Consider the following 23,064-nt stretch of genomic DNA (forward strand, 5'->3'; position numbering starts at 1 on the left):
CAGCTAAAGGAAAGACTATGAAACCACTACTTGAAAGCATCGATACCCGCTTTGGAACTGCCAGCAAGCATGCCTTTTCTCGGGGAAATACCATGCCATACACAGGCCTTCCTTTTGGGATGAATTACTTTGTACCCCAGACCAGTGACCAGGAGGGCTCTTGGTTTTTCGATCCGCATCTGCCTATCTTTCAGGGGATTCGATTAACCCACCAGCCCAGCCCTTGGATTGGCGACTACTCTTGGCTCCTCCTGACACCTGTCACAGGCCAGCTAGGTGGAGACAGCCTCTTCCATCGTCAGTCTTCCTATGATATGGATAAGGCCTCTTTCCAACCTCATTATCTGAAGATTTTCTCCCTGCGCTATCAGATTGAAAGCCAGCTCACACCGACTTGCTACGGTGCTTCTATTCGTTTGGAGCAAAAGCAAGGAAAAGCTCTCTCCCTCTATCTCCACGCAGCAGATGAACTGACCGTAGAGCAAGTAGATAAGCGGAATCTTGCCCTGCGACAAGAAGGAAAAACTGAAACCAACAAAAATCCACTAACGATGTTCACTGTCCTGCAAATGAATACGGATATCCTTGCTATCAGCCAAGAAGGTGGAGACTGGCGAATCGACCTGGCAGATAGTCATGCTGAAATTCAGCTAGGGACTTCTTTCATCTCTCCTTCTCAAGCTCTGCTTAATCTACCTCAAGAAGATTTTGAAGGCTGTAAAGCAAGTGCCCAAGCGGATTGGGAAAATCTCCTCCATCGTTTTGACATTATAGAGACAGGAGAAGCTAACCGAACCTTCTTTGACCACTGTCTCTACAGACTCTTCCTCTTTCCTCAGACTTTTTATGAGGTTGATGAATCAGGGCAAGCCATCCACAAAGATTTGGCTACTGGAACTGTAAAGCCCGGTGTCCTCTTTAGCAATAATGGTTTCTGGGATACCTTCCGCACCACATTCCCCCTCTTTGCCCTTATCATACCGGAACACTACCACCGCTTCTTAGAAGGATTTCTCAATAACTACCGCGATACTGGTTTCCTTCCAAAATGGCTGGCTCCAGATGAACGGGGTATGATGCCAGGTACACTTATAGACGGTATTATCGCCGATAGCGCCTGCAAGGACATGGCTCCCGACTTGGAAGAAGAACTCCTTCAAGCCATGCTTGAAACAGCCAGCAAGTCCGACCCTCTCGGCATCAATGGTCGTCACGGACTAGCCCAATACCAAGAACTGGGCTACCTCTCTACCGACCACCACGAAAGCGTCAGCCACACCCTAGACTATGCCTATAGCGATTTTTGTATCGCTAGCTGTGCTGAAAAACTAGGGAAAATAGAAATCGCTGAAACCTACAAGGCCGCATCACAAAATTACCGCTATCTATTTGACGCTGAGACAGGTTACATACGAGCGTGTGATGGTCAAGGCAACTTCCGTCCTGACTTCTCTCCTTATGGTTGGGGACGCGACTATGCCGAATGCTCTGCCATTCAAGCAACTTTAGGCGTCCTCCATGACATCCCAGACTTAATCCAGCTTATGGGTGGAAAAGAAGCCTTTAGCAACTATCTTTTGAAAACCTGTCAAGATGCTCCCCTCTTTGAGACAACAGGCTATGGCTACGAGATTCACGAAATGAGCGAGATGGCTACCGCTCCTTTTGGGCAACTCGCCATTTCCAACCAACCTAGCTTCCACATTCCTTATCTATTCCGTTACAGCAACTACCCTTACTACACTGCCCTTCTCATCAAGACGCTCCGTCAGAAAGCTTTTCACCCAAGTTGGGAAGCCTATCCTGGCGATGAAGACAATGGTAGTCTCTCTGCTTGGTACATCTGGTCAGCTCTCGGATTTTATCCGACCTGTCCAGGAAAACCAAGCTATGATCTCGGAATCCCTCTCTTTGACCACCTCCGAGTCTATCTCGCTAAAGAAGATAAATGGCTAGATATTCATGCTGAGCAAAACCACAGCCATTTTAACTTTGTAAAAGAATGCCGACTGGATAAAACACTCGTATCAACTATTCAACACCAAAACCTCTTAAAAGCTGAACAACTAACCTTTATACTTAGCTGGCTACCAAGTCATCGCTAAATAATAAAAAATCTGCAATCCCCAAGATTATCCACAATCTGTGAATAACTATCCCAAACTGTGCTTAACTCTTGAGTTTCAGCAATTAAAACTACTTTATAATCCTCAAAAGTTACTAAATTGGTCACACAAATAAGAATTATCACTAAAATAATCAGAAGTTATCCACACTTATCCACAACCTGTTAGTAACTTTTATGAATAGCTAAGACCTATCTCTCACGAACACTAAAAAGAGCCTGACTCCAGGCTCTTTAGTCTATTATTTCTTCTCAGCACGGAGGGCTGACAAGATTTGTGTACGGATATCATCCACACCATTTGGCGTATTTGGTAAAAAGATCGTTTGATTTCCTTTAGAAGCAAAGGTATTTAAGGTATCCAAATACTGGTTGGTCAAGAGGATAGACATGATTTGCTCTTCTGTCATACCAACATTGGCTTCCTTGAGTTCTGTGATAGACTCTGCCAATCCATCCACAATCGCCTTACGTTGTTGGGCAATCCCCACACCATGGAGGCGGTCTTTTTCTGCTTCGGCTTCAGCTGCAGTGACGATTTTAATCTTGTCGGCTTCCGCCAATTCTTGCGCTGCAACCCGCTTACGTTGCGCCGCATTGATTTCATTCATGGATTGCTTGACTTCTGCATCTGGTTCGACCTTAGTAATCAAGGTTTTCACAATAATATAACCGTAAGTAGTCATTTCTTCCGCCACTTGGTGTTGAACTTCGAGGGCAATCTCATCTTTTTTCTCAAACAATTCATCTAAGGTTAATTTGGGAACAGAAGAGCGAAGAGCATCTTCGATATAAGATTTAATCTGAGATTCTGGACGCATGAGTTTATAGTAGGCATCTGTCACGCTCTGCTCATTGACACGGTACTGAGTCGCCACATTCATCATAACGAACACATTATCCTTGGTCTTAGTCTCAACCACAATATCACTTTGCAACAAGCGCAACTGAATCCGCGCTGCAATCGAGTCAATTCCAAAAGGCAAGCGAATATGAATACCGCTATTGGCAACCTTTTGGTATTTCCCAAAGCGTTCAATAATCGCCACCGACTGCTGACGAACTACATAAACTGTACTCAGTGTGACTATCACCAATAGGAGCACACAAACCACCACAAAAATCATCAAAAATGTTGCCATTATCGTGACCTCCATCATTATTTTTCCTGTATTATAGCACATTTAAAGAAGGCTGTGCAGTTTTTACTGCGATTTTTCCTGAAATGTCAATAATTAGAGGTGAATTGTCACATTGTCGTCTAATCTCTTGCTAAAACAACTGGTAAAGAATTAGGTCTACCATGCTAGTTCTTTCTAACTCCGTTGATTATCAACATACTATCTAAACTTTACAAGCCGTGGGCAAAGAAACAAAACAAGTAATGGCTAATCCTTTAAGAGAGTAACAAAAAACATCATTACAGTGAACCTCACTCCAATAGTTCAATCATTAAGCAATGTTGATGATCTGAATGTAGTGTGATATACTATTTTTGTCATCGGTTACCGATTACGTTCCTTACGGTTCGTGAGAGGAGGTGAAACTAATGAGCCTTATCCCAGAGCTCGCTCTTACTATTATAGCAGACGTCATAGCTGGAATCATCTTGTATTTCGTTTGCAAATGGCTAGATGGTAAGAAGTAGACCGAATGACTAGCCTATAAACACCCGTTAAATCTCTAAGATACGTCAAAAAAGCCCTTAACTACTGGCATAGTTAAGGGCTTTGGTGTTCTAATGAACCTTATCCATTAAAATCATTCTAACATACAAGCCCCGATATTTCAAGAGTTTTATCTATTTTTTAAAGTTCTAAAAGGTCTATAATGAAGTTAGCCATCTAGTACCCAAAAACCGACTAGCTCTTATGAACTAGTCGGTTTCTCATCAATGCGCTAACATTTCTTGGGCGATTTCTTGGCCAGATAGATTATCTGGATAGTAGGTTGGCCAGTTATCCATTTCTTCAAAGAGGGCTTCTTGGCTTGTTCCTCCAAAGAAGATATGGAAATGTTCTGCCTTAACTGGGGCGATATTGTGGTCACTAAACTGAACATACTTGAATTGTCCAGCATCAGCATCTGTCGCTTCAAAAAGGAAGCGCACGCCACGATTGCCTTTCTTATAAGTCAATATTTTCTTACCAACATACTTGTAGGTATATTTCTTGCTTTGGCCACCTTGAACAAATTCCATGGTGTTATCAGTGATATTAATCTTAGTCACATCTGTCTGATAGCCTTTTGTATAGTAGTCCTTGTACTCAGCCTGTGTCATCTTACCAGTCAACTTAGCCTTGTAGTCAAACACTTGATCAAACGTACCATCTTCAAGGAAAGGATAAACTGATTGCCAGTTACCTGCATAGTCACTCAAGGTGCGGTCCTTGACAGCTGCATCCTCGAAGTAACCATTTTGGACTGTCTTGGTATCCTCTGCCTTTTCAGGCTCGATTGCTGGGCCTTCTTGGTCCGTTGTTTGTTTTAGAGCCTTGAGGTTTTTCTCCATCACGGAAATGTAGTTTTCTCCAGCCTTGGTATCCTCTTCTGTCAGACTTTCTAAAGGATTGAGAACATCTGTTTTAACACCTGCTTCTTTTGAAAGTGTGTTAGCAAGGGCTTGTGAGGCATTTTCTTCAAAATAGATATAGGCGATTTTATTTTTCTTAACGTACTCTGTCAATTCCGCCAAGCGAGCAGCTGATGGCTCTGCATCTGGAGAGAGGCCTGAAATTGCGACTTGTTTGAGTCCATAGTCCAAGGCCAGATAGTTAAAGGCTGCATGTTGCGTTACAAAGCTCTTTTGTTTGGCTTGAGACAAGCCTTCTGCATAAGCCTTATCCAAGGCTTGCAATTTTTCGATATAGGCAGCAGCATTCTTCTCAAAGGTCTCTTTTTTATCAGGATAATCTGCTGATAAGCTATCACGGATATGCTCTACTAGTTTAATGGCACGAACTGGTGATAACCAAACATGGGGATCGAACTCATGGTGATGACCTTCTTCTCCATGGTCATGGTCTCCCTCTTCTTCCTCGCTACCTGGTAAGAGCAACATATCGCCTGTCGCCTTGATGGTTTTCACCTTTTTCTTATCCAAGGTATCTAGCAATTTAGGAACCCATGTTTCCATGTTTTCATTTTCATAAACGAAGGTATCTGCATCTTGGATTTTGGCAACTGCCTTGGCAGACGGTTCATATTCATGGGGTTCTGTACCAGCACCGATGAGGAGTTCTACATTAGCCGTATCTCCTGCGACTTGCTTGGTAAATTCATAGACAGGGTAAAAGGTTGTCACGATATTTAGTTTGCCATCTGCCTGCTTTTGATTGGAACAAGCCACTAAAAACAAGGCACATAGACTGGCTAGCAATAAGCTAATTTTTTTCACGTTAGTCTCCTATTTGATAAAACGTCTTACTAAACTGATGAGTAAAAAGACAGTTACAAAAATAATGGTAATACTTGCACTTGCAGGTGTTTCTGCATAGTAGGAAATGTAAAGTCCTGCTACCATTCCCAAAAATCCAATCGCACTGGCAAGCAGCATAACCGATTTAAAGTTTTTCCCCAGACGCAGGGCAATACTAGCTGGCAAGACCATGATAGTCGATACCAAAAGAGCTCCTGCAGCAGGAATCATAAGGGCAATGGCCACCCCTGTAACCATGTTAAAAAGAATGGACATGGTACGAACTGGCAAGCCATCCACAAAGGCCGTATCCTCATCAAAGGTCAAGATATACATAGGACGAAGGAAGAGGAAGGTCAAAATCAAAACAACCGCCGCAATGACAAAGAGGGAAATAACCTGCTCTTCGCTGATCGTCACGATTGAACCAAAAAGATACTGGTCCAAACTCATTGAACTCGAGCTTTTACCCTTACTCATGACAATCAGAGAAACAGCCAGACCTGTTGACATGAGGATCGCTGTCCCGATTTCCATAAAGCTCTTGTAAACCGTACGGAGATACTCCAAAAAGACCGCCGCAATCAAGACAATGGCAATCGTAGAAACAGTCGGAGAAATCCCTAGGACCAGACCAAAGGCTACACCTGAAAGCGAGACGTGGCTGAGGGTATCACTCATCAAACTCTGACGGCGCAAGATAAGGAAGGTTCCTAATACTGGCGAGAAAAGACTCATAGCAATAACAGCCAGAAAGGCACGTTGCATAAAGTCATAAGATAATAAACTAAGCATGGCCCACCTCCTGATCATTCTCATGAACGTTGAAACAACGCCATGGCGAGTCTTGGTTACGGACTAGATGAATATTGCGGTCCGCATAGTCCTTAACTTCTTCAGGGTCATGAGTAATCATCAAAACAGCCTTGCCGTGATGATGGGCGCTGTGGTGCATGAGTTCGTAAAATTCATTTTTACTTCCTGCATCCATCCCCGTTGTCGGCTCATCTAGGATAAACACATCTGGGTCAGAAGCAAACATACGCGCAATCACCGCTCGCTGCTTTTGCCCCCCAGATAGAGAACCCAAGCGTTTGTCTCTGTGTTCCCACATGCCAACTGAGTCCAGACTAGCCTTGATATGCTCCTCATCATGAGCATTCAAGCGACGGAACCAACCCTTTCTCGGATAGCGACCAGATTTGACAAATTCATAAACCGTACTTGGAAAACCAGCATTAAAACTGGCAATCTGCTGGGGAAGATAGGCTATTCTCAATTTCTTACCCTGCGTATTTGTCTTTGAAATAGTTACCTTTCCAATGCGTGGCTGAAGAATTCCAAGACTGGCCTTAATCAGTGTCGTCTTAGCTGCCCCATTCTCCCCTGTCAAGGTAACAAATTCCCCACTATCAACACTATAATTGATATGTTCAAGAACAGGCTCCTTATCATAATAGAAGGATAAATCCTCTACCGTAATGTATCTCATTATTTGATTTCTCCTACTAAAGCAGTCAAAAACCGCTGAATCACTTTTTGTTCATTTGGAGTAAACTGAGTCGCCACTTGTTCATAAGTTAAAAGTGTATGCTCATGGTGATGATGGTGCTCCTCAGCGATTGGACGAGCCAAATCAGTCAACTGGTAAAAAATCACACGCGCATCCTTAGGATCTTTAGATGTTTCTAACATCCCTTCCTTAACCAGAGATTTAATGGCCTTGGTAACCGCCGCCTGACTGACATTGAGGCGACGAGCCAACTCTGAATTGGTTAAAGATTCCTCCGACAAGAGCATGAGGATATGCTCCTGGGTATTGGTCAGAGCTACCTCGCTAGTACAATGACCTATTAGAATTTCATGCTGATTTTCCGCCTGCAAAATCACCTCATTTAAAAAAGCATCGATATCCTTCGCTAGCTGTCTCATATCTGACTCCTTTCCTTTTGGACTTCTCTTTTTTAAGAGAAAAATACTATTCTTTGAAAAATTATTTACTGGTTAATTATATCACAACCAAAAAAAGAGTCAAGAAAAAACGTGAAAACCAGTTTCATTCTTGAACTCTTCTATATATTATTATCTATTTGAATGTCTTGACATCTCCATCATAAGTCGCCCAATCTTTGCTGAAAAAGCGTTCATTCAGATGGTAAGTCGGAGCTGGCGTGGGATTGGATAGGAAAGGATCAACTGCCTTATCAAAAGCAAGCCAACCCAACCAACCTAGGTGAATGGTATCCTTAACAAAATAAGGATCCCCTCCATTTTTTGAAAAGTCAGCAATATTAGTGAAACCTTGACTTTCTAATTGGTAACGAATTTTCTCCACTGCATGCTGGTACATATCTTCTCTGAGCCCTGTGTAGTCCATCCATTTCTTATTGACAGGCTGGATGACAAAGAGGACATTAACTTTCGATTTTGCAAATTGATTGAGAACCAACTGTAAATCATTATATTCAGATGATTTTAGGAAACTGTAATTCTTTTGATACCCTTCCCATTTTTTCAAATCCTTCTTAACCTCTCTCGTATAGAAATGATTTTCCATCCCCATATCATTATTGGTCGTATTGGCTTCTGCATCCTTTCGAGCAATTTTTTCTAACTCTTGGTAAGAAAATTGATCTGGAAGATCTTTTAAATAATTTTCCACATGTTCCTTATATTTGAGTTTTCCTCTAATGGAGAACTGACCAAATAGAGAAGCCTGTCTCTCATTGAATCGGGCAAAAATATTAATAGCAACCTGATCAACCTCTGATAATTCTTCACCCTTTGACAGTTTTTGAACAATGCCTTTTAATGCAACATTAGGATTCTGCTTTAACAATCGAATAGCCGCATGCTTTGCAGCAGTGTCACCAGATTGATTTTCCAGAAAAGCTGTCAATTGGTCACTGTTAAAAAATCTCTGAAACGCTGCGGGTTCATAATCAGCCTCCGTAAACCACTGAGGCGAAATTACAAATACTGCCTGCTTATCCTCTATTTCTGGCAAAATTTGCTGTAGGCCAAAATATTGATTTAGAGAGGCTGCTCCTGCTTGACCTAAAAAGTAAGGACGATAGGGACGATGGTATTTCTCGGCTAAAACAGCTGGATGGACACTATCAAATCGAATCCATTCACTGGACCCTAGAAAAGGAATAAAACGCATATTTGGATCTGTAAGAGCCCTTACTTTTTGGCTTCTCTCTTTAAAACTCTCTACACTAACAGAAGCCGCCGAATATTTCTCCTCCGTCAGATTATGGCTTGTTGTACTTGGATAAAAAAAGATGAGTAGAAGAACCAAAAATCCAGCTATGAAGATAGGCCCAAAGATTAACCATAAGCGTTTAAGCATTTTGTAGCTCCACAATACCAGCTATGATTTTATTGGCTGTATTCCAGTCGTCGCGACCAAACTCTGTAACAGGGACACGAATATCAAAACGGTTTTCAATCTCCACAATCAACTCAACCGTTCCCATACTATCCAAGACACCTGCATCAAAAAGATCTTCATCCATCATGTCAGAAACATCTTCCATAAACAACTCATCAATAATTTCAATAACTTCTGATTTGATATCCATATTTTATTTCCTTTTATTTTTTAAACCATAAATCATTCAAAAATCCAGAAAAGATTAAGAATGACAGCATGACGACATGGAAGGTGATAACCATGCCAAGCAACTGAATCCAGCGATTCTCAGGTAGAGCAGCTTTCCCTGCTTTTTTCCGTTCCTTATTGAGCGTTTTTTTCTTACGAATCCAAGCATCATTAATAACCAAGCCTAATCCATGAAAGAGGCCATAGGCGATATAGTACCAGGTCACTCCATGCCAAAATCCCATAATCAGCATATTTACAATATAGGCCACACTTGAGGTTACATTGCGATTCTTAAAGACCTTCTTTCTGGTCAACACCATGACCATTCGCATAAAGACAAAGTCACGGAACCAGAAAGACAGACTCATGTGCCAGCGATTCCAAAACTCTTTTAAATCCCTAGATAAAAAAGGCTTGTTGAAGTTAATTGGACTATGAATCCCCATTAAGTTTGAGATTGCCAAGGCAAACATAGAGTAGCCTGCAAAGTCAAAGAAAAGTTCTAGACCAAAGGTATACATAACTGCCAAGGCATAGTGGTTAAAAAAGCCACCTGACTGTAGGGCTAGATTCTTCAGAGGAGGGAGTAAGGTCTCTCCTAAAATATGAGCTATGATAAACTTATATAGAAAGCCAAGCATGATATACTTGACAGCCTCTTCCAGCATATCCATCAACTCATCTCGCTCAGGAATGGTCTGATAATTTTCATTAAAACGCTTAAAGCGATCGATTGGACCACTTGAAAAAGTCGGCATAAAGAGAAGAAAACGGAGGAATTCCCAGAGGGTAGAATCCTTAATCACTCCATCTCTCAGCTCGATGATAATCCCAACCGAACGAAAGGTCAGGTAAGAAATACCCAAAAACCCAAGCAAAGACTGCGTTCCATTGATAGCCGGCTGCACCTTGACAAAGATAATTGGCAGTAGGGACAGAAAACTAACTAGGTAGAAGACCCACTGGCCATCCTTACTTTTTCGATAATGCTTGTAGAAAAGTAGGAGCAATATTTCCCAGCACAGATAAATACCCAAGGCAGCCAATTGATTAGTCTTCCCACCTACCAGCATGGTAACGATAAAGAAGAGACTAACCAATACCTCGTACCAGGCAAAGCGTTTCTTGAAAAAGAGGCCGATAAAGATGGGCAAGGTTGCAGCAATCACATAGACAAAATACTGAGGATTGCCGTATGGCTCTAAATGAGGAAGCTGTTTAAAAAACTCCATCATCTCCTATTTACCTCATTAATCAATCCTTTGATATCAATTTTTCCATTTGGAGTCAGTGGCAAACTGTCTCGATAAAGGAATTTGGACGGCATCATATAAGACATCATAATATCTGTCAAGTCTTCCTTAATGGCCTTGGTAATATCGATATCACGCTCAAACTGCTCACGAACACCATCTTTTAAGATGACATAGGCTAGAAGATTTTGCACCTTGTGGTCTTTATTATAGCGCGGTACTGCAACGGCAGACTCGATAAAGCGAGACTTATTGAGGTTTTGAGAGACATCTTCTAACTCAATGCGGTAACCGTTGAACTTAATCTGGAAGTCCATGCGTCCGCCGTAGAGAAGCAAGCCCTCATCTGTCATGGTTCCCACATCACCTGTGTGATAAGCTGGCAGACCTTCAAACTCAAAGAAGGCTTCTGCTGTTTTTTCAGGATTATTCATATAACCTTTTGAGACGGCCGGTCCTGAAACAATGATTTCTCCCTGTTCACCATTTGGCAGTTTATTTCCTTCCTCGTCAATGATAAAGGTTGGAGAATCAGCCTTGGTATAGCCAATTGGTAGACGTTTGAGATTCGCTAGCATCTCATCTGTCACGGCAACTGCTGACAGGGCCACTGTCGCTTCTGTTGGGCCGTAAGCATTGATAATACGGGCATTTGGGAAACGTTCGCGCAGTTTTTGAGCCGTTTTAACCGTCAATTCTTCGCCATCAAAGTAGAAATGCGTGATTCCTGGCATTTTCTCGCTATTGAAGTCTTCAGACAACATAGCCATATCTGCAAAGGAAGGGGTTGATGTCCAGATAGCGATTGGCAATGAAAAGATGGTCGCAAAGAGTTGCTTAAAGTCCTGAGTAATAGCTGAAGGAAGGGCAAAAAGCGTACCTCCCAGTGCCAAGGTCGGCGCCCAGTACATGACGGACAGGTCAAAAGAATAAGGTGGCTGAGCCAGCATTTGCGGACGACTTGGCGTCGCAAATTCCTTATCCGTAATCATCCAGTTGGTAAAACTGAGGAGGTTATCATGGGAAATCTGTACTCCCTTAGGCTTACCAGTTGTACCAGAAGTAAAGATAATGTAGTAGTTATCATCACCCTTGACTGGATGCGTAATCTCATAACTAGTCCCTTGAGCAAAGGCTTCTTGAACCTGAGCTAGAGTCATCATTGGCATAGAAACCTGCTCCAATGGAAAGTCTGAGATAGCAATAATCAAGCTTGGCTCTGCTACTTCTAAAATAGCCGAAACTCGCTCCAAGGCTGAATGGCTGTCAATGGGAATGTAGGCATGTCCTGACTTAGTCAGAGCTACAAAAGTTGCCAACATTTCATATTCTTGGCCTCCAAAAACAACCACAGGAGACTTCTCTGGTAAATCCAGTTGGTCGATGGCTGCAGCTAAACTATCCGAATCAGCCTTCAAATCTCCATAAGTGTGTTCCTGCCCCAAAACATTGTAAACAGGATAGCTAGGCTGTGTCTGAGCAAAATGCTCAATGGTTTCAATCATATCTACGATTGCTTTATTTGACATAATAAGGATTCTCCTTCAAGTTAAAATTCATTATAGATAAAGCTTCCTTGACCCTGACCAAGATAGCTAAAGAAGTAAAGCAGCCCTAGAAAGATAAGAAAATACAAGGCTGTCCGACCAAGAAATATGTACAATTCTTTTCTCTGTTTCATCAAGAAAAACCATTCATTTCTGTAATTTTCCGCTAAAATAAAATCAATTTCTTACTAATTTATTTTTCTGCTATTATACCACTTTATAGACTAGTTTTTCAATTGTTTACCCGTCTATTTTCACTACGTTCCAGTAACATTAATTTGTTCCATATGATTCTTTCTAATGATAGCTTGAATGCTTTTCAGTATAAATTATATGGGGCTACAATAAAGTAGGCTCCATACTACCTATAGAGGATTTTTCCACTATAAATATTATAGAGCCTTATCTTATGTCTCACTTTATCGGTGCAGTTCCCTTTATCTAGAGATTTTTATAGTATGTAATCCTAGAATTCACTATAGATAAATTCTTGAATGTTCGAAAAATCGGTCACAAAACAATAAATCACGATGCTTAAGATAACCGTATAGAAAAATAGCGTCCACAAGATTAAACGGTGTGTGTTAGTTATCTTGGTTTGCAAATTTGTAAAGTTCTTTTTCAACTTCCATCCATCCTTTCACTCCAACGTGCATCACATCAAATAAAAAGTAATCATCGTACTCTCTGTTTCCATAGTTTAGTACTGTTGCACCATGGCTTTTTGCGACATCTTCTATTTTTTTATAAGTTTTCTCCCGCATCTCTCTTGAGACACCTGTGTAGTCATTCCATTTCCCGTTTACTGGGAAAATAATGACCTCAACTTCAATGCCCAATTCTTTGGCAACTGTCAAGAAAAGTTCCATATCTGAATACTCTGGTGACTCGAGGTAGCTCAAATCTTTATTAGAATTCTTCAGCGATGTATAACGATCTTTTAAATAGGTATTGTAGTAGTTATTATCAACAGCATAATCATTATTGTCTGTTTTCTTTTTGACCTCTTCTACAAACTGATTCGTCATTTTCTCCCAATCATAGTCTGGGGTTTTATCCCCTAGTGAAGGATAATCTGATTTGGCATGTTTTTGATAAAAAGTCTGTTTGAGTTTAAAGGAATAAATCGCGTTATCAAACTCTAATAGTTTTTTATCAACAATCGTTCCTTTCTCATCTATGAAATAACTTTTGTATTTTTTGTAGATGTCATTTTGTTGCTTGTTCCCCTTGGTAATCTCGATAATGCGATTGATTAGTTTTTCTTTCGTTTCCTTACTAATCTTATCATTATCTAGCATATGGAAAATATGTTCCTGAGAAGCCTTGTTCAAAAAGGCATCTTGATGAGTCCCATCTTTTTCAAACCACTGAACCGACTCTATTATAGCCACTTTTCGCTTAGTCATAGATCCTTCAATTGAGCCCAAGGTCGTAGCCTGAATGATGTTTTGTGAATAGCTGGTTCCAATCTGCATGATATTAAAATCGTTGTAGTTAAAAATTTTATTGGGATGATAGTCTTCATTTATCGTCGCAACCAACTCAGATGATCCCAATAAAACAAATGTATTGGGAGTAATATTGCTTGTCAGAATATCTCTACTTTTATACTTTTCATACGAAGTGCTATAGCGAATACTGTTATCCTTTACTTTATAATAATCATCAATCTTCTTGACGTATGTCACATTTAAAAGCGCAAGCGTCGCAATTACGAGCACAAGCGATAGCAAAAATGCTTTTAGTTTAATCATCTAGTTTTATCCTATCCCTTCGATCCGTCCAATCTCTTTTCAATTTCTTATCTCTTTAAAATCGTCAGTAAGATTTTATAGGGTTCACCTGAAAAGATAAAGAAACCAATCATAACCAAATTCATGGTCACAAACCAACTCAGTAGCTTATACCAATCTTTATTTTTATTTTTCTTATAAAAATTGCTTTTCTTTTGATACACTTCAAATCCAGCCATCAAGACACCGTGATAAAAACCATAAACAATGTAGCTAACACTAAGGCCATGCCAAAAACCCATGACCAACATATTGACCATATAGGCATAGGTTGCATTGTGTAGTCTATTTTTAAACCATTTTTTCCTGATAACCTGCATCAATACTCTTGAAAATACAAAATCTCTCAACCAGGTCGACAAGGTGATATGCCATCTGGTCCAGAAATCCTTGATATCGACACTCAAGAAAGGTTTGTTAAAGTTCATCGGTGTCTGAATACCTAGAATGTTGCTACTTCCAACGGCCATTAGACTATAGCCTGCAAAGTCGAAGAACAGATACAAGGTATAGAGGTACATATACTTGATTGAGTAAACGACTGTGCCAGTATTATTTAGAGCGAGTAACATCTGATAAACATAGGTTGATAAAACAACCTTGTAGAGAAGGCCTAGAACGATACGATACACACCGTCCCCTGCTAACTCTAGATACTCTTTTCGAGGCATGACCTCGTTTATCTCTTTTAAAAATCTCCTACTCCGATCAATCGGACCAGCACTAACTGTAGGGAAAAAAAGTAAAAATTGCAGGTAGTCTTTTATGCTAATCTTTTCTTTAATCAAGCCATCCGATATCTCCAGCATGATCTGAATGGTCTTAAAGGACATGTAAGAAATTCCAATAAAGGCCAACAAATGCAGAGAAGTCAGGGCAAAGATTTTATTGATCACCAAAGGAAAAATAGAAAGGAAAACCAGAGGTTTCAGCCGCTTTGTTTCTATCCTCTGTGCTATGAAAACCAGAAAATATTGATAAATTACAAAGGAGATTAAATAGACAATCATTGCTCTACTCTTGCCATAAATAGCTCCTGCAAATAAGAGGGAGAGCACCAAAATATAGTAGTCCTTACGTTTTTCAAAAAAGTTTACCACAAAACCAATCAGTAAAACTACAAACAAAAGAAGGAAAAACTCATTCCCCTCGAAATAATTCATACCAGCCAAACTCCTTTTTTCTTTTTCTCATCTCATGATTTATCTTTTTAAGATTAGTTCCTATCATATTACCAAAGATAGTTAACTTTATTCATTATATCATAATTTAAAAACTAAAAATACTTCTGTTATTTTATTTCTTAAAATAAAAAATCCAACTGACTCTTAGTACTGAACCCCAATAATGAGACAAAATTATTCACACAATAAATAAAATTCAAGAACAAAAAATTGATGAAGGGACCAGTGAAGAATTCTGCCTTTTTAGCTGAAATAGTAATCAGCACCAGTATATAAACTTAAAAAATCAAAACGACCAAAATGAAGTGAGAAAGTGCTCCTTATTTTAGTCGTTTTTGTAAGTTATGTTTATTGAGGTATGAATAATTGAGTTTTAATATCTTAGAAAAGCGAGAATACAAGCACGGCCAAGGCTGCACCGATAACAGGTCCCACAACAGGAATCCAGGCATAAGACCAGTCTCCGTCTCCCTTGTTTGAAATTGGAAGGATACTGTGCATGATACGAGGTCCAAGGTCACGTGCAGGGTTCAAGGCATAACCTGTTGTCCCACCTAGTGATAGACCGATACCGACAATCAAAGTTCCCACTGCAAAAGTTCCGATTCCTGCTTGAAGGTCATAAAGTCCCAAAGCAAAGATTGTCAATACCAATACAAAGGTGCCAAGGATTTCGCTAATCAAGTTTGATACAGTATCTTTTATAGCTGGGCCTGTGCTGAAAGTAGCCAAAATATTTCCTGCATTTTCTTCTGCCTCATAATGTGGCTTGAATTGCAACCAAACCAAAATCTGACCCAGCATAGCCCCTGCGAACTGGGCTAAGATATAAGGCAAAACAGAAGCCCAAGGCAAACCACCTTTCAAGGCCACACCAATCGTCACAGCTGGGTTTAAATGAGCTGGACTGAGCTTGCCAGATACAAATACTGCAACCGCAACTGCAATCCCCCAACCCATAGTAATCACAATCCAACCTGAGCTGTTGCTCTTGGTTTTTGGAAGAACCACACCTGCAACAACACCATTTCCTAGAAGAATCAGGATTAAAGTCCCTAAAAATTCTCCAAATAATTCATTCATCATCTTTCTGTCTCCATTAAAAAGAAGGAGAGGGTAGACTAGGAGTCCTGCCCTCCACCTCTTTTATTTTTTCTTAATTTTTTAATTCTGCTAAATCGTTGTTAGCAAGAGCTGCTTCGACATCCGCACGGTAAGCGGCTTTTTCTTCTTCAGTCCAGTCATAGAATCGTCCCATTTCATCCAAAACTGGCTCAACGATGCTATCCAAACTATCACGCATAAAGAGCATGTGGTTGGTACGACGAAGGAGGAAGTCAACTGGGCTCAGAGCCAACTCATTGCGCATTGCATAGTGAAGGGACAAGGTATCTGCCAAGCTGAGTCCTGGTGCTTGTTCTAAACTATGAGCAAGAGCAAAGACTTTCGGTGCATTTGAACCATAAAGATTTGCTAGGTAATGAGCTTCCTTGCTATCCAAACCACGTGACACTCCAAGTTGCGCAAAGGCTTCGATTTCTGAGTCCACATTTGCTGGGTTCAATTCCCCACCTGAAACAGGGTAAGTCTTAGAATTGATGAGTTTAAAGCTACGGTCAAATTCTGCTTTGAGGATGTCAACCACGCGCTCCATAGCTCCTTCAGCCATCTTACGGTAGTCTGTGATTTTACCACCAGCAAGGGTCAAGAGACCATTGTCATCTCGGTCCAAGCTAGAACCACGAGAAACTGCAGATGGGTCCAAATGTTTCTCAGAGGTACTGCTTTCAAGCTTGCTAACAGCAGCCTCTACATCTTCACGAGTTTTTTCTTTAGAGAGATAAGATTCAACAGTCGTAATCAAGTTGTTAAAGCTTTCATCACTGATGGTTCCGTTATTTCCTCCATTGTAGTCAGAAGCGCTATTGCCTGCGATCAATGGACGAAGACCTGCCCAGCTGCTTTCGATATCATCAATAGTAATGTTGGCTTCTGGGAAGCGGTTATTGACAATGCCAAGTAGGTAATCTACATCTTCCTGCGTCACTTTTGGATGTTCCAAATCACCTGTGTAGTCTGTATCCGTTGTACCGAAGTAAGTCTTGTTTTCACGTGGGAGAACAAAGACCATACGGCCATCACCCAAACCTGTATCAAAGTAAACTGGCTGTGAAACCTTGATCTTGCTTGAATCCACTACCAAGTGAACTCCCTTAGTTGGACGCATTTGTGAGAATTGTGTTCCCTTATTAGACAAATTGCGCACCTTGTCGCTCCAAGGACCTGTTGTGTTAATAACCAGACGGGCCTTGATTTCAAAGACTTGGTCTGTCAAGAGATCACGAGCTACAACACCTGTAATCTTGCCACTTTCGTCAAATAGGAAGCCTTCTGCCTTCACGTGGTTAGCAATGAGGGCACCGTCCTGGTTGGCACGTTTGATGTTTTCAATCACAAGACGCGCATCGTTGTTACGGAAGTCAAGGTAAACCCCACCTCCTACCAAGCCTTCTTTCTTCAAGTTTGGCTGGCGTTCCAAGACTTCTTCCTTGCTCAAAACCTTGTTAGCAGCTGGTGTGTTGTTGACACCTGCCAAGAGGTCGTAAAGATCCATAGCTACTTTAAGACGGAAGAGGCTAAAAGTAGCTCCATCTTCATCGTAAACTGGCAAGAGCATTGGGTCTGGTTTCGGAATGTGTGGAGCGATTTGTTGAACCACTGCACGTTCAGAAACTGTATCTGATACCACTTCTACATCAAATTGCTTAAGGTAACGTAGTCCTCCGTGAACCAGTTTTGTTGAACGGCTGGATGTTCCTTCTGCGAAGTCCTGCATTTCAATCAAACCAGTATCTAGACCACTAGCTGCCGCCTGCAAGGCTACACCAGCCCCTGTGATTCCTCCACCGATAATCAAGAGGTCCAGGGTACGTTCCTGCATTTTTTTAATTGATAATTCACGTGTTTTCTTTGAAAATTCCATATTTACACACTTTCTAACTGAGTCGCTTTATTCTTCCAGTATTAGTCGTCTACTTCCGCAAAGACTTGCGTTGCTTTTACAGCCTTCTTCCAGCCCTTGTAGAGTTGTTCCTTGCGAGATTCGTTCATCGATGGTTCAAAGAGTTCTCCTGTCTCGTTCAAGAGTTTCAACTCATCCAAGTCCTTCCAATAGCCCACTGACAAACCTGCTAGGAAGGCTGCACCTAGAGCTGTTGTTTCCAAGTTTTTGGCGCGTGCGATATCGATTCCCAAAATGTCAGCTTGGAACTGCATGAGGAAGTTGTTCATAGCTGCACCACCATCCACCTTCAAGACTTGGATAGCTGTCTGAGCATCCACTTGCATGGTGTCGATGATGTCACGCACTTGATAAGCGATAGATTGAAGAGTTGCCTTGATAAAGTCTTCTTTAGTTGTTCCACGAGTTAAGCCAAAGACAGAACCGCGAGCGTTTTGGTTCCAGTATGGAGCTCCTAGACCTGTAAAGGCTGGAACAACATAAACTTCATCGTTGTTGTGAGAATCACGGGCATATTTTTCAGATTCTGGTGAATTTTCGACCATGCGAAGTCCATCACGAAGCCACTGAATGGCACTTCCTGCGATGAAGATTGAACCTTCCAAGGCATAGTAAACCTTGCCGTTGATTCCGTAACCAATGGTTGTTAATAGGTTGTTCTCAGACAACTGCATCTCTTCACCAGTATTCATGATGATGAAAGAACCTGTTCCATAAGTATTCTTGACCATACCTGGTTCAAAGGCCAACTGTCCAAAGAGGGCTGCTTGTTGGTCCCCAGCCATACCTGAGATTGGGACTTCTCCACCATAGAAATGGAATGGGGCTGTCTTACCGTAGATTTCAGAGTTAGAACGAACTTCTGGGAGCATAGCCTTAGGAATGTTGAGGATTTCCAAAATCTCATCATCCCATTTGAGTTCTTTAATGTTATAAAGCATGGTACGAGCTGCATTTGAGTAGTCGGTCACGTGAGCCGCACCGTCTGTCAATTTCCAAACCAACCAAGTATCAATGGTACCAAAGAGCAATTCCCCTTTTTCTGCTCGCTCTTGAGCGCCTTCTACATGATCCAAAATCCAACGAACCTTAGTCGCTGAGAAGTAAGCATCGATGATCAAACCAGTCTTTTCATGGAATTTTTCCACATAACCTTGACTTTTTAGTTGCTCAGCCAAAGGGGCTGTTTGGCGAGACTGCCAAACGATAGCGTTGTAGATAGGAAGTCCTGTTTTCTTATCCCAGACGACAGTTGTTTCACGTTGGTTGGTAATTCCGATTGCTTCGATTTGACTTGGCTTGACACCACTTTCGATGAAAGCACCCGCAATAACTGACTGGACTGAGTTCCAAATTTCATTGGCATTGTGCTCTACCCAACCTGCCTGAGGGAAAATCTGGGTAAACTCTTTTTGACTCGAGCTGACCTTTTCTCCTTTTTTGTTGAAAATAATGGCACGAGAGCTTGTAGTTCCCTGGTCAATGGCCATGATGTATTTTTCTTGTGACATGTGCTGTCCTCCTGAGAATGATCTTGAGGATGTTTCCTCTTTACACTAACTAGTATACAAAATAAAGCGCTTTCTTGTTCATCAACTTTTTTTAATTTTTAAAAAAATGTGAGGAGATTGTGTGAATTTCACAAAAAAGACCTGGAACGACCAAGCCTTTTAAGTGAATAATAACTGACGAATCGCTGCCAAATCTTCCATATCCAAGTCATTTTTTAAATAATAGACTGGTGTCTGTTCCTTCTTATGAATCGGGTTATTGGTAACCAGCAAATCATAATGCCGAGTTCGGTCATAGGCTTCAATGGTAATAAAACGGTTGTATTCCAAATACCGTTTCAAAATGGCTGCCATCCTTGAAAAAACAAGAAAACCAGATGTCAAATCCAGACCAATCCGCATATGTTGGCCACCATTTTCAACCATATATTCGATTAACTGGAGCCATTCCCAGAGAATCTTCTTATCCAAATCCGTCCCCTGCTGAAAAGCAGGTAGAGCATGAAAAATCTCCTCTGCCGTTCCCCTAAAATCATGTTCCATCAACAAATAAGGATGGCGATTCTCTAACTGGTACTTGTAGCGATCCTGTAAAATATAGCCCTTATAGAGATAGACTTGAGCACAAAGTTGACTGAGTTCATAGGTGACATGATCCTCTGTATAACCGCCCAGTAACTCTTCCTTCTTCATTTCTTGAATCAATTGCGTCAGCAAATCTGCCAACTGCCCTCCAAAACCAAGGATATACTCCATAGTATGAAGAGGAAGAATGCGATGAGATAGGAGGAAAGAGAAGAAAATCATCATCTCCCCATCCTCAGTTCCTAGAGGAAGGTGTTGCCCGGCAAAAAAGGAAGGAGCCTTTCGATGCAAACGAAGGTAGAAAATATTGTCAAAATACCCTCGCATTTTGTCTTCTATCACTTGGAACTGACAGGCATTAACCCGAAGACGCTGTTGACTGATATGAGCCCAGAGAACCAAGTCCAATTTCTGACCCGAAGACAAACTTGCACCGCAGATTTCTTCTAGTGTAGCAATCTCCTGTTTTCTCTCTGGTTTCTGCATGTGACCTTCCCACTCCTGACTGGACCAGACCTTGCGGAAAAGACAGAAATAGAAATAGCGAATCTGATGCTCTGGACCTCGCCAACGTCCATTTTGGATGGATAAATCAAATTCTGACAAAATATGATTTAAACTAGCTAAGTGGCGACCAAGTGTTGCCTCACTAATCATCAATTCTTGAGCCAGATGATGGGCTAAAAACTGTTGGTGGTAGAGAAGATAGACCAAAATCTGGTATTTAACAGCATTCTCCAAAAACAGGCTTCGGATATCTCTTCCCTTGGTAGTTGCACCGATTGACAGGCGCAGATTTTCATCTTCTAAGTGAATAGTCAGCTCTAAGCCACTATCCAAAGCCTTGTCATTGAGCAGGGTGACATATTTGGTTAGGGTTGCTTTTGAAAATCCTGTTTCCTCCATTACAACCTTGACGGTCGTCTGAGACTCTTGTAATAGAAAGGAAAGGATTGAAAATTGGCCAGATTCGGCCTTTTCCATCAAATCTCCTAAATACATTTGTTACCCCTTTCATTTTCTACCTTAAGCATAGCATAAATCTTACAAATGCTGAAATAATCTGTTTCTCTTTTTATTTTCATGCTGATTTCCTAGTCCATTATCCTGAAAATCAGCAAACACACGGCTCCCCCTTTGGGCATTTTTATGCTAAAATAGTAGCTATGGATAAAATTATTAAAACTATATCAGAAAGCGGAGCCTTTCGTGCTTTTGTCCTTGATAGCACGGAAACCGTCCGCACTGCTCAAGAAAAACACCAAACCCAAGCTAGCTCAACTGTAGCACTTGGTCGAACTCTTATCGCTAGCCAGATTCTCGCAGCCAATGAAAAAGGAAATACTAAACTTACAGTTAAGGTGCTGGGATCTAGCTCTCTAGGTGCTATCATCACCGTCGCTGATACCAAGGGGAATGTCAAAGGCTATGTTCAAAATCCTGGTGTTGACATCAAAAAGACTGCAACTGGTGAAGTCCTAGTCGGACCTTTTGTCGGCAATGGCCAATTCCTCGTTATCACAGACTACGGTACTGGAAATCCTTACAACTCTATGACACCCCTCATTTCTGGGGAAATTGGTGAAGACCTTGCCTTTTACCTGACTGAAAGCCAACAAACGCCTTCAGCAGTCGGCCTCAATGTCCTTTTGGACGAAGAAGACAAGGTCAAGGTTGCAGGTGGTTTCCTAGTCCAAGTCTTGCCAGGAGCCAAGGAAGAAGAGATTGCCCGTTTTGAGAAACGCATCCAAGAAATGCCAGCTATCTCGACCCTTCTCGAAAGTGAAGACCATATCGAAGCCCTCCTCAAAGCTATCTACGGTGACGAGGCCTACAAGCGTCTTTCTGAAGAAGAAATCCGTTTCCAATGTGACTGTAGCCATGAACGCTTTATGAACGCTCTTGCCAGCCTTCCAAGCTCAGACTTACAGGAAATGAAAGAGGAAGACCACGGGGCAGAAATCACTTGTCAATTCTGCCAAACAACTTACAACTTTGATGAAAACGACCTGGAGGAACTCATTCGTGACAAATCTTAATACACCCTTTATGATTGGCAATGTTGAGATTCCCAATCGTACCGTTTTAGCACCCATGGCTGGCGTGACCAACTCAGCCTTTCGTACCATCGCAAAAGAGCTCGGAGCTGGACTCGTTGTAATGGAAATGGTCTCTGACAAGGGAATCCAATACAACAACGAAAAAACCCTGCACATGCTTCATATCGATGAAGGCGAAAACCCTGTTTCTATCCAACTTTTTGGTAGTGATGAAGACAGCCTAGCACGCGCAGCAGAATTCATCCAAGAAAACACCAAAACCGATATCGTGGATATCAACATGGGCTGCCCAGTTAACAAAATCGTGAAGAACGAAGCTGGCGCTATGTGGCTCAAGGATCCAGATAAGATTTACTCTATCATCAATAAGGTCCAATCTGTCCTTGATATCCCACTTACTGTCAAAATGCGTACCGGCTGGGCCGATCCATCTCTGGCAGTAGAAAATGCCCTCGCTGCTGAAGCTGCAGGTGTTTCTGCCCTCGCCATGCATGGTCGTACCCGTGAACAAATGTATACAGGTCACGCAGACCTTGAGACCCTTCACAAGGTCGCTCAAGCTTTGACCAAGATTCCATTTATCGCCAATGGTGACATCCGTACGGTTCAAGAAGCTAAACAGCGTATCGAAGAAGTTGGTGCTGACGCAGTTATGATTGGTCGCGCTGCCATGGGAAATCCTTACCTCTTCAACCAAATCAACCATTATTTTGAAACAGGAGAAATCCTACCTGATTTGACCTTTGAAGACAAGATGAAAATCGCCTACGAACACTTGAAACGTTTGATTAACCTCAAAGGGGAAAACGTAGCAGTTCGTGAATTCCGTGGCCTCGCTCCTCACTACCTCCGTGGAACATCTGGCGCTGCCAAACTCCGTGGAGCCATTTCACAAGCTAGCACCCTAGCAGAGATTGAAGCACTCTTGCAGTTGGATAAGGCTTAATAGTTTA

19 protein-coding genes are annotated in these 23,064 nt (G+C 41.6%); 3 read left to right on the forward strand and 16 right to left on the reverse strand.

Annotated features, from left to right (window positions below):
• Nucleotides 1-17: 17 nt before the first annotated feature.
• Nucleotides 18-2,105 (forward strand): GH92 family glycosyl hydrolase, encoded by a 2,088-nt coding sequence (locus HMPREF2701_RS06280; protein ID WP_070482497.1) that lies wholly within the window; start codon nucleotides 18-20, stop codon nucleotides 2,103-2,105.
• A 262-nt stretch (nucleotides 2,106-2,367) separates the two neighbouring features.
• Here HMPREF2701_RS06280 and HMPREF2701_RS06285 read toward each other — a convergent pair whose 3' ends face one another.
• The 16 genes from HMPREF2701_RS06285 to HMPREF2701_RS06360 form a co-directional block, all read right to left on the reverse strand.
• Nucleotides 2,368-3,252 carry an SPFH domain-containing protein gene (locus tag HMPREF2701_RS06285; protein ID WP_004235732.1) on the reverse strand — a complete coding sequence of 295 codons (885 nt, stop codon included), beginning with the start codon at nucleotides 3,250-3,252 and terminating at the stop codon, nucleotides 2,368-2,370.
• A gap of 764 nt (nucleotides 3,253-4,016) precedes the next feature.
• Nucleotides 4,017-5,522 carry a zinc ABC transporter substrate-binding lipoprotein AdcA gene (adcA, locus tag HMPREF2701_RS06290; RefSeq protein ID WP_070482498.1) on the reverse strand — a complete coding sequence of 502 codons (1,506 nt, stop codon included), beginning with the start codon at nucleotides 5,520-5,522 and terminating at the stop codon, nucleotides 4,017-4,019.
• A 9-nt stretch (nucleotides 5,523-5,531) separates the two neighbouring features.
• A complete protein-coding gene (locus HMPREF2701_RS06295; protein WP_000950038.1) occupies nucleotides 5,532-6,338 on the reverse strand; it encodes a metal ABC transporter permease in 807 nt (268 codons plus the stop codon).
• The gene (locus HMPREF2701_RS06300) at nucleotides 6,331-7,035 is read right to left on the reverse strand and encodes a metal ABC transporter ATP-binding protein (protein WP_001269496.1); all 705 of its coding nucleotides are present in this window, start codon (nucleotides 7,033-7,035) and stop codon (nucleotides 6,331-6,333) included. Before HMPREF2701_RS06300 ends, HMPREF2701_RS06295 begins: the two co-directional genes overlap by 8 nt.
• Nucleotides 7,035-7,475 carry a zinc-dependent transcriptional regulator AdcR gene (gene adcR, locus HMPREF2701_RS06305; RefSeq protein ID WP_001249308.1) on the reverse strand — a complete coding sequence of 147 codons (441 nt, stop codon included), beginning with the start codon at nucleotides 7,473-7,475 and terminating at the stop codon, nucleotides 7,035-7,037. The genes HMPREF2701_RS06300 and adcR overlap by 1 nt, the downstream gene beginning before the upstream one ends.
• A 154-nt stretch (nucleotides 7,476-7,629) precedes the next feature.
• Nucleotides 7,630-8,898 carry a D-alanyl-lipoteichoic acid biosynthesis protein DltD gene (gene dltD, locus HMPREF2701_RS06310; RefSeq protein ID WP_049491172.1) on the reverse strand — a complete coding sequence of 423 codons (1,269 nt, stop codon included), beginning with the start codon at nucleotides 8,896-8,898 and terminating at the stop codon, nucleotides 7,630-7,632.
• A complete protein-coding gene (gene dltC, locus HMPREF2701_RS06315; protein ID WP_000351967.1) occupies nucleotides 8,891-9,130 on the reverse strand; it encodes a D-alanine--poly(phosphoribitol) ligase subunit DltC in 240 nt (79 codons plus the stop codon). Before dltC ends, dltD (HMPREF2701_RS06310) begins: the two co-directional genes overlap by 8 nt.
• Nucleotides 9,131-9,143: 13 nt before the next feature.
• Entirely contained in the window at nucleotides 9,144-10,388 is a 1,245-nt protein-coding gene (dltB, locus tag HMPREF2701_RS06320; RefSeq protein WP_070482500.1) for a D-alanyl-lipoteichoic acid biosynthesis protein DltB, read from the reverse strand.
• Nucleotides 10,385-11,935: a D-alanine--poly(phosphoribitol) ligase subunit DltA gene (gene dltA / locus HMPREF2701_RS06325; protein ID WP_070482502.1), complete on the reverse strand. Its 1,551-nt coding sequence runs from the start codon at nucleotides 11,933-11,935 to the stop codon at nucleotides 10,385-10,387. Before dltA ends, dltB (HMPREF2701_RS06320) begins: the two co-directional genes overlap by 4 nt.
• 20 nt (nucleotides 11,936-11,955) lie before the next feature.
• On the reverse strand, nucleotides 11,956-12,087 hold the full coding sequence (locus HMPREF2701_RS06330) for a teichoic acid D-Ala incorporation-associated protein DltX (RefSeq protein ID WP_033682482.1): 132 nt from the start codon (nucleotides 12,085-12,087) through the stop codon (nucleotides 11,956-11,958).
• 450 nt (nucleotides 12,088-12,537) lie between these two features.
• Complete coding sequence (gene dltD, locus HMPREF2701_RS06335) at nucleotides 12,538-13,710, reverse strand: D-alanyl-lipoteichoic acid biosynthesis protein DltD (protein ID WP_061589664.1); 1,173 nt, start codon at nucleotides 13,708-13,710, stop codon at nucleotides 12,538-12,540.
• A 47-nt stretch (nucleotides 13,711-13,757) separates the two neighbouring features.
• Nucleotides 13,758-14,912, reverse strand: a complete 1,155-nt coding sequence (gene dltB, locus HMPREF2701_RS06340; protein WP_061589665.1) for a D-alanyl-lipoteichoic acid biosynthesis protein DltB — start codon at nucleotides 14,910-14,912, stop codon at nucleotides 13,758-13,760.
• Between the two features lie 402 nt (nucleotides 14,913-15,314).
• On the reverse strand, nucleotides 15,315-16,019 hold the full coding sequence (locus HMPREF2701_RS06345) for an MIP/aquaporin family protein (RefSeq protein WP_049501955.1): 705 nt from the start codon (nucleotides 16,017-16,019) through the stop codon (nucleotides 15,315-15,317).
• Between the two features lie 70 nt (nucleotides 16,020-16,089).
• Nucleotides 16,090-17,916 carry a type 1 glycerol-3-phosphate oxidase gene (gene glpO, locus HMPREF2701_RS06350; RefSeq protein ID WP_049543219.1) on the reverse strand — a complete coding sequence of 609 codons (1,827 nt, stop codon included), beginning with the start codon at nucleotides 17,914-17,916 and terminating at the stop codon, nucleotides 16,090-16,092.
• Nucleotides 17,917-17,957: 41 nt separating this feature from the next.
• Complete coding sequence (gene glpK / locus HMPREF2701_RS06355; RefSeq protein WP_070482504.1) at nucleotides 17,958-19,466, reverse strand: glycerol kinase GlpK; 1,509 nt, start codon at nucleotides 19,464-19,466, stop codon at nucleotides 17,958-17,960.
• A gap of 159 nt (nucleotides 19,467-19,625) precedes the next feature.
• Nucleotides 19,626-21,053, reverse strand: coding sequence for an AcpB/EbpR/MafR family transcriptional regulator (locus HMPREF2701_RS06360; protein ID WP_070482506.1), 1,428 nt, complete (start codon nucleotides 21,051-21,053; stop codon nucleotides 19,626-19,628).
• A 164-nt stretch (nucleotides 21,054-21,217) separates the two neighbouring features.
• On the opposite strand from HMPREF2701_RS06360, the gene hslO reads away from it, so the two are divergent.
• Nucleotides 21,218-22,090, forward strand: a complete 873-nt coding sequence (gene hslO / locus HMPREF2701_RS06365) for an Hsp33 family molecular chaperone HslO (RefSeq protein WP_000357854.1) — start codon at nucleotides 21,218-21,220, stop codon at nucleotides 22,088-22,090.
• Nucleotides 22,077-23,057, forward strand: a complete 981-nt coding sequence (dusB, locus tag HMPREF2701_RS06370; RefSeq protein ID WP_000183308.1) for a tRNA dihydrouridine synthase DusB — start codon at nucleotides 22,077-22,079, stop codon at nucleotides 23,055-23,057. The genes hslO and dusB overlap by 14 nt, the downstream gene beginning before the upstream one ends.
• The last annotated feature ends 7 nt before the right edge of the window (nucleotides 23,058-23,064 follow it).

It is taken from the genome of Streptococcus sp. HMSC077D04 (assembly GCF_001808785.1).
GTDB classification, from domain to species: domain Bacteria; phylum Bacillota; class Bacilli; order Lactobacillales; family Streptococcaceae; genus Streptococcus; species Streptococcus mitis_BX.